Origin of the sequence: Nocardia terrae, assembly GCF_009760405.1 — a bacterium.
GTDB classification, from domain to species: Bacteria; Actinomycetota; Actinomycetes; order Mycobacteriales; family Mycobacteriaceae; genus Nocardia; species Nocardia terrae.
Genome location: NZ_WRPP01000001.1, coordinates 882,231 through 896,965 on the forward strand (window position 1 = coordinate 882,231; position 14,735 = coordinate 896,965).

Consider the following 14,735-nt stretch of genomic DNA (forward strand, 5'->3'; position numbering starts at 1 on the left):
GTCCGAGCCCGCTCGACCAGGTGCGGGTTACTGGGCGGTGAGTTCGGAGACCCCTTCGTGGCGGCGGAGCTGCCAGACCGTGGTGCGTTTGGACTGGGAGCGCCCGTTGCCGCGGTCGATGAGGGTGCGGTTGGCGGTGGTGAAGATGAGTTGCGCGCCCTGGGTGTTGGTTTCGGGGTTCTGGAACAGCTGGATGAGGCTGTCGGCGGTCTCCGGGGTGAGGGCGGCGTCGATATCGTCCACGGCCAGCACGCCGCCGGTGTCGAGGGCGTCGAGCATGGGCGGGAGCAGGCGCAGCATGGCCAGGGTGGCGCTGGATTCGTCGGTGATGTCGAAGGCGGTCTCGATGCCCTCGTGGGACAGGCCCAGCCCGACGCCGCGGCGGGCCACCATGCGCGAGTAGAGGGCGTCGCGGGCGGCGTAGAGGTTGGCCAGCTCGCGCTGCAGCAGGGTGACGGTGATGCCGTGCTCGAGGAACATCTCCTCGGCGTAGTTCGCCGAGACGCTGCAGGACTCGATTTCCTTTGTGGTGGAGGCGATATCGGTGTCCAGGTCGCGCAGGTAGTCGGCGTACATGGGGTCGTCCGACGGCAGCAGCAGGTCGGTGATGCCCAGGTCGGCGGCGCGCAGCAGGGTGAGCAGGCGTACCGCGTGATCGGTGGAGCGCGAGATGTGCGACCCCACCCGGTGCGCGACCTCGGAGGTATCCGGTTGCCCGCACTGGACTTCCAGCAGCGACTGGAACCAGCGGTAGGCGGGCACCAGCGGTTCGGCGTACAGCTGCCCGGACAGGCTGAGTAGCAATGCGTTCGGGCGCACCAGCGGCACCACCGCACCCAGACCGTACCGGGCGGCCTCGAACATCGGCCCGATGCGGATATCGTCACCGGCCCGCTCGAACACCACCCGCTTGCGATTGTGCGGGTGCGAGTGCAGCCATTCCGCGGCCACGTCGGCATTGTCGAGCCGGAAGCCGTAGGTGTACGGGCAGCCCTCGGCGATGAAGTTCGCGACGAATTCCGAAGGGCGGTCCGCGAATCCGAGATGCGGGGTGCGCACCGGCCCGGAGTAGGGGTCCCATCCGGTGACCGAGTTCAGCACCGCGTCACGCATCTTCTCGAGTGCGTCGATGAGCCCGGTCTTGCCCGTGGCGGCCGCGCCGTACACGGCGGTGACCGGTGTGGCGACCGGCCCGCTACCCCGGGTCAGCCGCAGTTCCTGCGGCTCGGCGAGGGACCGATGATTCGTCACCTGAAAAGAACGCAACACCCTGGACATCCTGCCGGTAGCGGGTCGGAAATGCGACCCACCTTATTCGGGCGATTCCGCCGCCCGGCAGCCGGATGGCGACAGGTGCGTTTTCAGTATTTCCGAATGACCGTGTGCGCCAATCGGGTCAGCGGGACAGCCCGTACGCGCGGGTCGGAGTGAGGCGCAGGACCACGCGGCGGTCGGCGACCATGGCGCGGCGGTAATCGTCCCAGTCGGGATGCTCACCGGAGAGGGCGCGGTAGTAGGCGATCAACTCCTCGACGGTGGCGTCGTGGGGGTCGGCGGCGATGGGGGAGAGGTCGGCGGTCGCCTCGATGACCGCGTAGGACCAGAAGTCGTCACTGGAGATGTGCAGTGCGGCCCAGGGTTCGCGCAGCAGATTGTGGTACTTGGCACGGTCGGCGGTGATGGAGACGCGAATGATGCCGTCCGCACCGGTCCAATGCGTGACGTTCGACAGTTGCGGGCGGGTGTCGCGACGGATGGTGGTCAGTACCGAGTTGCGGTGGGAGCGCGCGAAATCGACTGCCTTGGCCAGGTCCATATGGAGTGGAACCCGGGCGGTTGCGGGACTGTTCCCGGACCGCCGACAAGGGTGTGATCGACCCGCATAACACGGCGCGACGTGCGGGAATGTTGATCAAAGCTGTCGGTGCGGCGGGATAGAGTGCCTGGTGTGAGCGAATCTGGCGTGGAGATCACCGCGGCGAGCGGAGACGAGCGGGTCGAGTGGCAGCGGCTGGCGGAGGAGGTCCGCGACCATCAGTTCCGCTACTACGTGCGGGACGCTCCGATCATCAGCGACGGTGAGTTCGACGAACTGTTCAACCGGCTGGTGGCGCTCGAGGAGGCGCATCCGGATCTGCGCACCCCGGATTCGCCGACCCAGCTGGTCGGGGGCGGGTTCACCACCGAGTTCGAACCGGTCGATCACCTGGAGCGGATGTACTCGCTCGACAATGTCTTCAACGAGGACGAGATGCGGCAGTGGATCGCCAAGGTGGAGGCCGACGCCGGCACGGACATCCATTACGTCTGCGAGGTGAAGATCGACGGTGTCGCGCTCAACCTCGTCTACGAGGACGGCAAGCTGGTGCGCGGCGCGACGCGCGGCGACGGGCGCACCGGCGAGGACGTCACCCTCAATGCCCGCACCATCGAGGACATTCCGCACGAGCTGATCCACAGCGACGACTTCCCGGTCCCGAAACTGCTGGAGGTGCGCGGCGAGGCGTTCATGACGCTGGCCGAGTTCGAGGCGCTCAATGCCAGCATTGTCGCGGAAGGCAAACCGCCGTACGCGAATCCGCGCAATACCGCCGCCGGTTCGCTGCGGCAGAAGGATCCGGCGGTGACGGCGCGGCGGCGGCTGCGCATGATCTGCCACGGATTCGGGCGCTTGGAAGGGTTCGCGCCGGAGTCGCAGTACGAGGCGTATCGGGCGCTGGCCGCCTGGGGCCTGCCGGTCTCCGCGCACACGATCCGGGTGCAGGGCGCGAACGCGGTGGTCGACCGCATCAACTACTGGGGCGAGCACCGCCACGACATCGAGCACGAGATCGACGGCCAGGTCATCAAGGTCGACGAGTTCAGCCTGCAGCGCCGACTGGGTTCGACCTCGCGCGCGCCGCGCTGGGCCATCGCCTACAAGTACCCGCCGGAGGAGGCCACCACCAAGCTGCTCGACATTCAGGTGAATGTCGGTCGCACGGGCCGGGTTACACCGTTCGCGGTCATGCAGCCGGTCACCGTCGCGGGTTCCACGGTGGCCATGGCGACGCTGCACAATGCGTCGGAGGTGCAGCGCAAGGGCGTGCTCATCGGCGACACCGTCACCATCCGCAAGGCCGGTGACGTGATCCCGGAGGTGCTCGGCCCGGTCGTGGACGCCCGCGACGGCAGCGAGCGCGCCTTCGTCATGCCGACCCACTGCCCCGAGTGCGGCACCGAACTCGCCCCCGCGAAAGAGGGCGACGCCGATATCCGCTGCCCGAATCAGCAGTATTGCCCGGCGCAGTTGCGGGAGCGCGTCTTCCACGTCGCCGGGCGCGGCGCGTTCGACATCGAGGCGCTGGGGTACGAGGCGGCCATCGATCTGCTGAAGTCGGGTGCGATCGCCGACGAGGGTGATCTGTTCGCTCTCGACGAGAACACATTGCTCACCACGACGCTGTTCACCAACAAGAACGGCACGCTGTCCGCGAACGGCAAACGGCTGCTGGAGAATCTGGACGCCGCCAAGGACCGTCCGCTGTGGCGCGTACTGGTCGCGCTGTCCATCCGTCACTGCGGCCCGACCGCGGCCCGCGCGCTGGCCACCGCCTTCGGCAGCATGGATAGCATCCGGGAGGCGTCGGCCGAGGAACTGGCCGCCACCGACGGCGTGGGGCCGACCATCGCCGCGGCGGTCACCGAATGGTTCACCGTGCCTTGGCATCTCGACATCGTCGACAAGTGGGCCGCCGCCGGGGTCCGCATGGAGGACGAGCGCGACGAATCCATCGAGCGCAATCTCGAGGGTCTGTCCATCGTGGTGACGGGTTCGCTGCAGAACTTCACCCGTGACGGCGCGAAGGAAGCCATCCTCATCCGAGGCGGCAAGGCGGCCGGATCCGTCTCGAAGAAGACGGCTTTCGTGGTCATCGGGGATTCTCCCGGCTCCAAGGCGGACAAGGCCGAGGAGTTGGGCGTTCCCATCCTCGACGAGGAAGGGTTCGTGAAGCTCCTCGAAGGCGGCCCGGACGCCGTGTCCTAGCGAGCGACAGACCTTGGCGCGGGTGGAGTCTCGCCAAGCCTCCGCGCCGCCGTCGTCCGCCGACATTGTCGGGGACGAGAGAGGCGTTGTGATGTCGGGCGCGGTGATGACGTCGAGACGGTGTCGATGTGGTGGAAGGCGGTAGCGGTGTGATGGTGGATGCGGTGGGACACGGTGGCGTGGTGATTCGAGATGCCGAGCCCGGGGACTTCGCGGCGGTCGGGGATCTGACGGTCGAGGTGTATGTCGGTGAGGGGCACGTGAATCCGCGGAGTCTTTATGTCGCGGAGCTTGCCGATACGGGTACTCGCGCGGAGTCGGCGGAGGTGCTGGTGGCGGTGCGCGGCGACGAGGTGCTCGGCTCGTTGACGATCGCCCGTCCGGGTACCCCGTTCGCCGATATCGCGCGGCCCGGGGAGCTGGAATTCCGGATGCTCGCGGTATCCAAGCGCGCGCGGGGGCTCGGGGTCGGGACCACGCTGGTCGAGCGGGTGATCGAGACCGCTCGGGTCGAGGGCTTCGAGGCTGTCGTCCTGACCACCATGCCGACCATGCAGGACGCTCGGCGGCTGTACGAACGGCTGGGCTTTGTCGAAGTGCCGGAACGGGGTTGGCACACCGATGCCGGGCTTCCGCTGACGGTCATGCGGCTGGGCATCGGTCGCTGACCGGCCAGAGCTGGGTTGTCGAGGCCGTCGGCATGTCCCGGCCTCGACCGGTCACGAGCTTGGGGCGGTGGACCGGCTCGGCCGGGTGGCCGAGTCGGCCAACCTCGGTGGCCCACTGGGGTTGTGAGCGAGGTCAGGTGAGGGTGCCGTCGATGCAGAGGGAGGCGGTGCGCCAGGTTGGTTCGGGGGGTGGGCCGTAGAAGGTCCACTGGGAGATGGGGTGGGCGGCTTTCCAGAGCAGGGTGCCGCCGGAGACTCGGACGACCTGGTAGACGTCATCCGTGCCGGGGATCAGTTGGTTGCCCACGCAGTAGTCGTTGTAGCTGGTGCCGGGTTGTCTTGCGCCGGGGCTGAATCGGCCGATGGGAGCGGTTGTCGCGCCGGGGATCGGGACGGTGTCGGGCTGGGTGGTGGGTGAACCCGGCGACCAGACGGGTCCGCTGGTGTCGGTGCCGCAGCGGAAGGTGGTGCCGCCTGCGGTCACCGTGGTGTTCTGCGGGTAACTCTTTCCGGCCCAGAGGCATCCGGTGGCCGCGCGGGTTTTGCGGGGGTCGGGTTCGGCCGCCTCGGCGGTGGCGGGGAGGGCGGCGACGGTCAGGGCGGCGATGGCGATCGGGGCGGCGGCCGCGCGGCGCATTCGGGTTGTGGTGGCGGGCATTTCGGCTCCCTGGATCGGCGTTGATCAGCAGTAGGTCGCGAGCGGGCGGCAGACGGTGTAGCCGGTGCCGTCGTCGTTCCAGGACGGGGTCCAGGCGGCGGGGTTGCCCGCGCGGGTGCTCAGTGGTTGAGGGTCGGGCTGGGCGGGGTCCTCGGACTGGCGCGGATGCTGGTTCTGCAGAACGGGATTCATGTCGGAGTGGTAGTAGCCGAAGGGATCGCTCGCGTGCAGGCCGGTGGGGTCGTCGCCGTGGGTGATGATGCCGCCGCCGGACCGGGTGCCGGGGGTTCCGCCGGAGGGGCCGTTACCGGTGAGGCCGCCGCCGCTGAGGGTTGCGGCCGAGTTCGAGTCGGCGGAACTCGTTCCGCTGGAAAGGGATTCCGCGGTGGCGGGTCCGGCGGCCACTATGGCGGCGGCCGCGCCCGCGAGCGGGGTCAGGAGGAGGCCCAGGCGTCTGAGGGTCGGGCGTGATCGATGGGCTTGCTGCATGGCTTCTTTGCCTCTCTGCTTGCCGGTTCAGGTCACGTCGGTGACTTATCTACTAAGTACGACCGTAGATCATCTACGTAGTTGAATAGTAGGTAAACCCTGTGAATCTACTGAGTTGAACCGTAGGAAGAGGGCGGTGAGCTCGGGCGGGTCGGTGCGGCATGACGCTCGTCACGCGACAACGCCCCCGCCGGAATCCGGCGAGGGCGTGAAACGCGGTGCGCGGGAAGGACTCAGCCGAGCACGGTGGCGATGATCCCGGCCAGGTAACCCAGCCGCGCGACCTCGGACGGCCGGAAGTCCGGCCCGCCGGGACGGCCCAGCAGCAGCACCTTGCCGGTATTGCCCAGCGGCGCGGCGGCGAGCTTGGTGTCCATGTCCTTCCACAGCTGCGGCACCCAGTCGCCTTCGCCGTCGAGGACCGTCGGCTTCTCCAGCGGCATCCAGGGTGCGGAGGCGGCCTGGGTCGAGGGTGCGCTCTGCGAGCCGACCACGCGGTAGGCGCCTTGCGGCCCCATATCGATCACGGTCGACCAGCCCACCCGCAGCACGCGCGGCGCACCGTCGACCAGCACCTGCAGTCGATCGTCGCGCGCGTTGGCGACTTGATCGATCAGTTCCAGTTCGCGATGGGTGTCGAGGATTCCGGAGTACGGCCGTAGCGAATCGACCTGCACGTCGTGCAGCGATTCGGCCGCGGTGATCAAGGTGTCGGGCAGCGCGCCCGGTGCCACCTCCACCACGATGTCGTCGATCGCGAAACCGTCGCCGCGCTCGACGACGTCCAGCGAAAGAATGTCCGCGCCGACCGAACCCAGCGCGAGGGCGAGCGATCCGAGACTTCCTGGGCGATCCGGAAGTTGCACGCGAAGCAGGTAGGACACGTGCCTTCCTTTCTTTCCTTTGCCACTGAAACTTTCGGACGGGTACCCGAGTCCCGCAATACTTACACCCTCGAGACCCGGTTATCGAATCGGAGGTTTGCTGTGAGGCGGGCCACTTACCCATCGGTTACACATTGATGTTGCCAGGTCTGGCGCACACCTGCGACCGGTGGCCGCAGGACACCCACTAGGCTGTGGGATGGCCAATCACCAAGCTCGAACCATGCCGAAAGGGGTCCCGCGGTGCCCGCCATCTCCAGGGACGAGGTCGCTCACCTCGCCCGGCTGTCCCGGCTCGCTTTGACGGACGACGAACTCGATCTGTACGCCGGTCAGCTGGATTCCATCCTGACCCACGTCGCGCAGATCTCGCAGGTCGCCGCCGCCGATGTGCCCGCCACCGCGTCCCCGAACCCGGAGACCAACGTCACCCGCCCGGATGTGGAGCAGCCCTGCCTGACTCCGGAGCAGGCCCTCGCCATGGCTCCGGCCGTCGAGGAGCAGCGGTTCATGGTTCCGCAGATTCTGGGAGAGGGCGAATGACAGACCTGACGAAACTGTCCGCGGCGGAGCTCGCGGGCAAGATCCACGCGCGTGAGGTGTCCTCGGTCGAGGTGACCGAGGCCCACATCCAGCGCATCGCCGAGGTCGACGGGGAGATCAACGCCTTCCTGCACGTCGCCGGCGAGCAGGCGCTGCTCACCGCCGCCGAGATCGACCGCCAGGTCGCCGGGGGCAAGGTCGTCTCCCCGCTGGCCGGTGTTCCCTTGGCGCTCAAGGACGTTTTCACCACCACCGACATGCCGACCACCTGCGGGTCGAAGATGCTCGAGGGCTGGGTCTCGCCGTACGACGCGACGCTGACCAGCAAGCTGCGCGAGGCGGGCATCCCGATCCTCGGCAAGACGAACATGGACGAGTTCGCCATGGGTTCGTCCACCGAGAACTCGGCCTACGGCCCGACCCGCAATCCCTGGGACACCGACCGGATTCCGGGCGGTTCGGGTGGTGGCTCGGCCGCCGCGCTCGCCTCCTACCAGGCTCCGCTGGCCATCGGCACCGACACCGGCGGCTCGATCCGCCAGCCCGCCGCGGTCACCGCGACCGTCGGCACCAAGCCGACCTACGGCACCGTGTCCCGCTACGGCCTGGTCGCCTGCGCGTCCTCGCTGGACCAGGGTGGCCCGTGCGGTCGCACCGTGCTGGACACCGCGCTGCTGCACGAGGTCATCGCGGGGTACGACCCGCGCGACTCCACCTCGCGCAATGTGCCGGTGCCGCCGGTGGTCGCCGCGGCCCGAGAGGGCGCGCAGGGCGATCTGAAGGGCGTGAAAGTCGGTGTGGTGAAGGAACTTCACTCCGACTCGTACCAGCCCGGCGTCATCTCCTCCTTCGATGCCGCGGTCGCGCAGCTGAAGGACCTGGGCGCGGAAGTGATCGAGGTGTCGTGTCCGCACTTCGAGTACGCGCTGCCCGCCTACTACCTGATCCTGCCGTCGGAGGTGTCCTCGAACCTCGCGCGCTTCGACGCCATGCGCTACGGCCTGCGCGTCGGTGACGACGGCACCCACTCCGCCGAGCAGGTCATGTCCATGACCCGTGAGGCCGGGCTGGGGCCGGAGGTCAAGCGCCGCATCATGATCGGCACCTACGCGCTGTCGGCCGGGTACTACGACGCCTACTACGGTCAGGCCAACAAGGTCCGCAACCTGATCGCGCAGGACTACGACAAGGCCTACGAGACCGTCGACGTGCTGGTCTCGCCGACCAGCCCGTTCACCGCGTGGAAGCTGGGCGAGAAGGTCAACGACCCGCTGGCCATGTACCTGTCGGACCTGTGCACGCTGCCCACCAACCTGGCCGGGCACTGCGCCATGTCGGTGCCGTCCGGGCTGAGCGCGGACGACGGCATGCCGGTCGGTCTGCAGATCATGGCCCCGGCGCTGGCCGACGACCGCCTGTACCGGGTCGGTGCGGCCTACGAGGCGGCTCGCGGCCCGATCGCCTGATCGGGAGCCGCTGAGACCGCCTGATCACGGCATCTCGCAAGCGAATTCGGCCCCCGCCGGTACGACCGGCGGGGGCCGTTCGCTGTCCGTCCGGCGTGTCCGTTTCCGACGGTGCGGCGTGTCCGGTTCCGGGCGGTCGACTTCCAAGCGATACCTCAATGCCTGCGGCGTGTCGGTCCAGACCGGTAGGCTGGCACAGGTTCGTCGTGTGTGAAGGGTTTCTTTGGGGATGTTGCGACGCGGCGAGGTCTTCGCTGGCTACGTGATCGAGCGCGAAGTGGGCCGTGGCGGAATGGGTTCGGTCTACGCTGCCCGCCACCCTCGGCTTCCGCGGCTGATCGCGCTCAAGCTGCTGCATCGGGAGATGTTCGGTGAGAACGAGACCCGCATGCGGTTCGAACGCGAGGCCGACGTGATCGCCCAGCTCGACCATCCCAACATCATCACCGTCTACGACCGGGGTGACGAGGACGAGCAGCTGTGGATCGCCATGCAGTACGTGGACGGGGTGGACTGCGCGTCCGTCGATCCGTACGACCTCACTCCGGACCGGGCGGTCGAGATCATCGTGCAGACCGCGGCCGCACTGGATTACGCACACGGCCGCGGCGTGCTGCACCGGGATGTGAAGCCCGCCAATATCCTGCTGTCGCGTTCGGGCGGCATCGGCACCGGATTCACCGAGCGGGCGCTGCTGTCCGACTTCGGCATCGCGCGGGTGCTCGACGACACCGCGCACCTGACCCGCACCGGCATGCTCAACGCCACCCTCGCCTACGCCTCGCCCGAACAGCTCACCTCCGCCCCGATGGGGCCGCGCTCGGATCAATACTCGCTGGCCTGCACGCTGTTCCGGATGCTCACCGGGCAAGGGCCGTTCGACGCGCCCAATATCGCGACCGTCATGCTCGGGCATCTGCAGTCTCCGCCGCCCGCCGCCCGCAAGCTGCGGCCCGAGCTACCCGCGGAATTGGATGCGGTGCTACGCAAGGCGCTGGCCAAGGATCCGCGCGACCGCTTCGAGAGCTGCTACGAATTCGCGCAGACCGCGTGGGAGACGGTGGCCGAACCGGTTTCGCTGGTGCGGCGGCCGCGCGCGCAGACCTCCGCGTGGGTTCCGCGCGAGGACAGCGTGCTCGGCTGCCTGTTCGGCGGCGCGATCGGGGACGCGCTGGGCGCGCCGATCGAGACGATGCTGCTGCCGAACATCCAGCAGCGCTTCGGGATCGCGGGCGTCACCGGGGAGGGCAGCGGCTACAAGGGGCGCATCTCCGATGAGACGCAGCTCGCGCTGTTCACCATGGAGGCGATCATCCGCGGCGCCCGCGCGCGCGAGCACGGGACGGCCGCCACCGTCGGCATGATCCAGGAGAACCTGCTGGTGTGGCTGCGCGGGCAGGGGCAGGCGGTGCCCGAGCAGCCGGTGCCGCTGCAGAGCGGGCTGACCGGGTACCCGGAACTGATGACCAATCGGGGGCCGACGCAGACCACCATCTCGGCCATGCGGCGGGTGGCGGCGCGACAGCGGCCGGATGTGCCGCTGGGCACCCGCGAACATCCGATCAACGACTCCAAGGGGTGTGCGGCCGTGGTCCGCTCCGCGCCCTGCGGATTGACGCCCTCGCTGGACTACGCCTTCGAATTGGCCTGCGACGCGGGCGCGCTCACACACGGCAATCCGAGCGGGTGGCTGCCGGCGGGCGCGCTGGCGGCCATGGTGTTCGGGCTGTGCCGGGGGCTGGACGTGCGCGGGGCGGCGGAACAGGCGCGGGCGCAACTGATCCGGCATCGCGATCACGAGGAGACCACGCAGGCGCTCGACGCGGCGGTCCGGCTGGCCGACACGGTGGCCTTCCGCGGGCGGCCGATGCCGTCACCGGAGATTCTGGAGCGGCTCGGCAGCGGTGTCATCGGCTCCGAGGCGCTGGCGCTGGGGGTCTGCGCGGCGGTGTGCGCCGAGAATGTCGGCGGCACACCGGAACAGGTCTTCCGCAACGGGGTGCTGCTGGCGGTCAACCATTCCGGGGACAGCGACTCGACCGGGGCCATCTGCGGCGCGATCCTGGGCACGCGGCTCGGTGTGCACGCCATTCCGCAAATCTGGCGCGCCCGGCTCGACGCGGCGGCCGCCATCGAACGCCTGGCCGCGGACTTCTCCCGCGAATTCCGCGGCGCCGCTCAGCAGCCCGGCAGCACCGTGCCCTGGTCGGTGCCGTAGCGGTGGCCGTGACCGGGCGGGGCATCGAGCGCGCCCAAGAGGTCGGCGGTGGTCTGCAGGAAGCTGATCACCGGAAACCAGTGCGGGACCGGGGCGTCCGGGCGGGTGCCGGTGAGATCCGGTGCGCGCCACAGCAGGGACGGGGACCAGCGCACCACCGGGTCGGAGGCATTGGCCAGCACCGCCGCGCGGCCGCGATGCACCTGCCCGGCGGGCGGGCCCGCCCACAGCGCGCCGCAGGTGCGCGCGTCCTGCTCGGCGTCGCTGCCGAAGATGGAACTGCCGCCGAGCGCGCCCAGGCTCTGACCGTAGACGTAAAGCTTCGGCGGATCGGGCAAGCGTGAAATCCGTTGCTCCACGGCCCGGAACAGCGCTCGCGCCGATTCCTCCGCGGCGCTGCGGCCGAACACGAAGGTGACCCAGCTCGGCGCGTCCGAGTACTGCAACCCGACCAGCGCCACATCGCCGCCGAAGCGCGCGTCCAGTCCCTTCGCGGCATCCCCGTCGATCCAGCCGGACCCGGTCGGCACGGTCACCACGAGATTGCGCCGCTGCAGCCCGCCGGTGCGCTCCAGCTCCCGAATCGCCAGCGCCACCCGGGAATCCAGATCGGGCGCGGAATTCAATCCGACATAGACGCGCACGGTCCGCGCCGGCGTGCCCGCCACGAAACGCCGCCCCTGCGCCCCGAGCGAGGGCCAGCTCGCCATCGACACCGGACTTCCCGACCGGGTCGGCGAATCCGGTTGCACCAGCCCCGGATCCACATACGAATTGGCCGCCGCGTACGCCGCCTGCCGCCACTCCACCACGCTCGGCACGATCACCACCTGCATGGCCACCACCAACGCCACCCCCGCCGCCACACCGCGCATCGGTCCCAACCGCCGCACCACCCAGCGCACCCCGCGCACGACGGCCACCACTACCGCGACGAGCGGCACCGTCCAGCCCAGCCATTGCGCCCAGTACCCCGGTCCTATTCCGCTCACTCCCATGGCGGCACGCAAGGTGTTCTGCCAGTGCTGGGCATAACCCAGCGCCGCTCCGGTCAGCGCCACCGCCACGACCAACGCCGGCACCCGGGCCCGCGTCAGGTGCACGATCCCGAACCGGGTCCACCGCAACACCATTCGAATGATCGCGGCCACCCCCAGCCCGATCAGCACCAGCAGCGCCGTCAGAATCGCCTGCGCCGACGGTGTACGCGGCAGCAGCCCGGGCGCCAGCGAAACGATCGTCCCGCCCGCCACCGCCACACTGGTCCCCACTCGAGGGACCCGCGGTGCGGCCCACCGCCACCGGAACCGGTCGTTCCCCGATCCGGCGGCAGCGCCGGGCAGCGCCGAACCGGCCGGATGTCCGCCATGGATTCCCGTCCGGCCGAACCGCATTCGTGATCGTGGCACGGGCACCCACGCCGGGTCCGTTGGATCCTGGTCGGGCCGTGGGCGGCCGATGGCCGAACCGGTGTTGGGCGCATCCGAGCCGGCCAGTTCGGCGGGATGTCCCGTATCGACGTGTCTCGCCTTCGTCAGGGAGATCTCGGGCGAGCGGGTCATAGTGCCACCGCCGCGTCGGCGGATGGGGCGAACCCGGTTGCGGGGAGCGTGATCTCCCGGTGGGAGCGGGTGCAGCGGACGAGAATCGTTGCCCCGATCGCCAATCCGACGGTGAGACCGATGCCGGACAGGGCCAGGGTGGCCGGGGAGGGCAGGTTGCCCGAGTGCTCGAAGAAGGGCTCGTAGATGGGGTTGCCGTAGTCCTGTCGGATGGAGTTGAGGTCTACGGCGGTGGTGGCGACGCTCGCCATGAATTGGCATCGGGCGCGGGAGACGGCGTTGTCGCGGGATTCGCAGGCCGCGTGCATGCGGCGTTCGAGACCGGCGTCGGCGACCTGGCGGGCCCAGGGGCCGAGGGGCTGACCGTGGGCGGCGGCGTAGCGGATCAGGTCGTAGCCGAGGTCGTGGGATTTGCAGGCCGGGTCGAACTCGGCGGGGAGGGGGACGGGGGAAGAGCAGTCACCGTTGGGGTTGACGAGCATGCCGTTCTCGACCACGGGGCGGTAGCCCGCCGTGGCGACGAAGTCCTCGGGGATGACCGTGGGATCCGGTTGCGCGGCAACCGATTCCAGGATTCCGGCCCGTGCCGCGGCATTCTCCGGCTGCACGGGGGCCGGAGCGGCCGCGCCCGCGTCCGGTGCGAAAGCCACCCCGGCCGAGCACGCGATGGCGGCGGCCACCGCGAGCGTGGCGTAGCGGGAGGGCCGGTCCCAGCGGGAGCGGGTCGGCTGCGCGGGGGTCGCGGCGCGGGGGGAACGGGGCGAAATCCGGCGGGAGATCGGGAACGCTCTCATGGCTTCGAAGTTAGGAATCGGGCCTCGACCTGGGCGTCAGCCTGCGGGGCCGTTCCCGGGTGGGCGAGGCGGGGGAGGGCGGGCCCGGTCTCGTACCCGGGTAGGGGGTACTAGATCACCCGGGGGTATGAGGTGCGGGCGGCGCGCGGTCTCTACCGTCGTAGCCATGGTCGGAAAGTTGTCTGGGCAGGCCCGTTCGGCACGGGCACGACAGGTGATCGACGGGTTGACGCTGCTGCTCGCGGTGATCTTCATCGCGGTGGCGTGGCCCACGTTGCATCTCACACACAAGGTGCCGGCGGCCGCCGCGCCGTTCATCGCCGGATTCGCCGCGTTCCCGATTCTCCTACTACGCGTGAACCCATTACTGGGATGGGCGGTTTCGGCCGGGTCGGCGCTGATGATCGCCCTGGCCGTCCCGAATCAGCCGGGGAACACCATCCCGTTCCAGGTCGTGCACATCCTGGTGCTGTTCGCGATGGTCTTCGCGGTCGCGGTGCGCGCGCCCATCCGGATGGTGGGCGTGGTGTGGATCGCGACCTCGCTGCTGTTCGCCACCACCATGGCGCAGACCGGCGACAGTTTCGCCGAATCCGGCTTCGGGTGGCCGCTGGCCATCACCGGGCTGGTGATCTTCGGGCTGCTCGTCCGCTGGGTCGCGGTGTCGAGGCAGGCGCTGCTCAAGTCGGAGGAGGAGACCGAACTCGAGCGGGCGCGCCGCGCGATCCTCGAGGAGAAGGCGCGCATCGCCCGCGACCTGCACGACGTGGTGGCCCACCACATGTCCATGGTGGTGGTGCAGGCGCAGACCGCGCCGTACCGGATCAGCGGGCTGTCCCCGGACGCCCGTGCGGAATTCGAGTCCATCGGCACCGGCGCGCGGGCCGCGCTCAATGAGATCCGCGGCATGCTCGGTGTTCTGCGCAGCGACGGCATGCTGCCCGAGCACGCGCCGCAACCCCGCGCCGCCGACGTCCCGGAACTGTTCGAAGGCGCGCTGCGCGCCGGCGTGCCGATCACCTGGACCGTGGACGGCGAACTCGAGGCGGTGCCCGAGACGACGGGCCTGGCCCTGTACCGAATCGTGCAGGAGTCCTTGGCCAATGCCTCGCGGCACGCGCCGGGCGCGGCCGTGCGGGTACGCATCGCCTGCGGGGCCGAGCTCACCCTCGAGGTGGCCAACGACCGTGCCATCGCGGTCCGCCCCGGCGACCACCCCGCCTCCTCCACCTCCGGTAGCGGTATCGCGGGCATGCAGACCCGTGCCGCGGCGGTCGGCGGCGTCCTGACCGCCACCCCCCGCCCCGACGGCGGCTTCGAGGTCCACGCCCAGCTACCCCTCACCCTCGCTCCCATCGCGACCGCCGCCGTCCCACACTGACCCGTCCGCGGGGCCGGGGGTGCGAAGTTGTCGTCGTGGCGGCCG

General features: G+C 69.5%; 13 protein-coding genes. 6 read left to right on the plus strand and 7 right to left on the minus strand.

The genetic code is table 11. The features are described 5' to 3' along the window. Positions 1–27: 27 nt before the first annotated feature. Positions 28–1,269: an AAA family ATPase gene (locus GPX89_RS04005; RefSeq protein WP_407939316.1), complete on the minus strand. Its 1,242-nt coding sequence runs from the start codon at positions 1,267–1,269 to the stop codon at positions 28–30. Between the two features lie 127 nt (positions 1,270–1,396). Then, positions 1,397–1,816, minus strand: coding sequence for a PPOX class F420-dependent oxidoreductase (locus tag GPX89_RS04010; protein ID WP_157355204.1), 420 nt, complete (start codon positions 1,814–1,816; stop codon positions 1,397–1,399). A 132-nt stretch (positions 1,817–1,948) separates the two neighbouring features. Here GPX89_RS04010 and ligA point away from each other — a divergent pair, with 132 nt between their 5' ends. Together ligA and GPX89_RS04020 are read left to right on the plus strand one after the other, a co-directional pair. Further along, a complete protein-coding gene (gene ligA / locus GPX89_RS04015) occupies positions 1,949–4,027 on the plus strand; it encodes an NAD-dependent DNA ligase LigA (protein ID WP_407939317.1) in 2,079 nt (692 codons plus the stop codon). Between the two features lie 152 nt (positions 4,028–4,179). Then, positions 4,180–4,695 (plus strand): GNAT family N-acetyltransferase, encoded by a 516-nt coding sequence (locus GPX89_RS04020; protein ID WP_157355205.1) that lies wholly within the window; start codon positions 4,180–4,182, stop codon positions 4,693–4,695. 133 nt (positions 4,696–4,828) lie between these two features. Here the strand turns inward: GPX89_RS04020 and GPX89_RS04025 are convergent, their stop codons facing one another. From GPX89_RS04025 to GPX89_RS04035, 3 genes are all read right to left on the minus strand, one after another. After that, on the minus strand, positions 4,829–5,353 hold the full coding sequence (locus GPX89_RS04025; protein WP_157355206.1) for a hypothetical protein: 525 nt from the start codon (positions 5,351–5,353) through the stop codon (positions 4,829–4,831). A gap of 24 nt (positions 5,354–5,377) precedes the next feature. After that, the gene (locus GPX89_RS04030; protein ID WP_157355207.1) at positions 5,378–5,842 is read right to left on the minus strand and encodes a hypothetical protein; all 465 of its coding nucleotides are present in this window, start codon (positions 5,840–5,842) and stop codon (positions 5,378–5,380) included. Positions 5,843–6,075: 233 nt separating this feature from the next. Further along, entirely contained in the window at positions 6,076–6,726 is a 651-nt protein-coding gene (locus GPX89_RS04035; protein ID WP_328601484.1) for an ACT domain-containing protein, read from the minus strand. Positions 6,727–6,969: 243 nt separating this feature from the next. Here GPX89_RS04035 and gatC point away from each other — a divergent pair, with 243 nt between their 5' ends. From gatC to GPX89_RS04050, 3 genes are all read left to right on the plus strand, one after another. Next, a complete protein-coding gene (gatC, locus tag GPX89_RS04040; RefSeq protein ID WP_033087118.1) occupies positions 6,970–7,269 on the plus strand; it encodes an Asp-tRNA(Asn)/Glu-tRNA(Gln) amidotransferase subunit GatC in 300 nt (99 codons plus the stop codon). Beyond that, positions 7,266–8,735, plus strand: a complete 1,470-nt coding sequence (gene gatA, locus GPX89_RS04045; RefSeq protein WP_157355208.1) for an Asp-tRNA(Asn)/Glu-tRNA(Gln) amidotransferase subunit GatA — start codon at positions 7,266–7,268, stop codon at positions 8,733–8,735. Before gatC ends, gatA begins: the two co-directional genes overlap by 4 nt. A gap of 262 nt (positions 8,736–8,997) precedes the next feature. Next, positions 8,998–10,953, plus strand: coding sequence for an ADP-ribosylglycohydrolase family protein (locus GPX89_RS04050; protein WP_407939318.1), 1,956 nt, complete (start codon positions 8,998–9,000; stop codon positions 10,951–10,953). Here GPX89_RS04050 and GPX89_RS04055 read toward each other — a convergent pair. After that, positions 10,914–12,224 (minus strand): alpha/beta-hydrolase family protein, encoded by a 1,311-nt coding sequence (locus tag GPX89_RS04055; protein ID WP_328601485.1) that lies wholly within the window; start codon positions 12,222–12,224, stop codon positions 10,914–10,916. The genes GPX89_RS04050 and GPX89_RS04055 overlap by 40 nt on opposite strands. Before the next feature lie 287 nt (positions 12,225–12,511). Further along, positions 12,512–13,309 carry a hypothetical protein gene (locus GPX89_RS04060; protein ID WP_157355210.1) on the minus strand — a complete coding sequence of 266 codons (798 nt, stop codon included), beginning with the start codon at positions 13,307–13,309 and terminating at the stop codon, positions 12,512–12,514. 166 nt (positions 13,310–13,475) lie between these two features. Here GPX89_RS04060 and GPX89_RS04065 point away from each other — a divergent pair, with 166 nt between their 5' ends. After that, positions 13,476–14,690 carry a sensor histidine kinase gene (locus tag GPX89_RS04065; RefSeq protein WP_157355211.1) on the plus strand — a complete coding sequence of 405 codons (1,215 nt, stop codon included), beginning with the start codon at positions 13,476–13,478 and terminating at the stop codon, positions 14,688–14,690. The last annotated feature ends 45 nt before the right edge of the window (positions 14,691–14,735 follow it).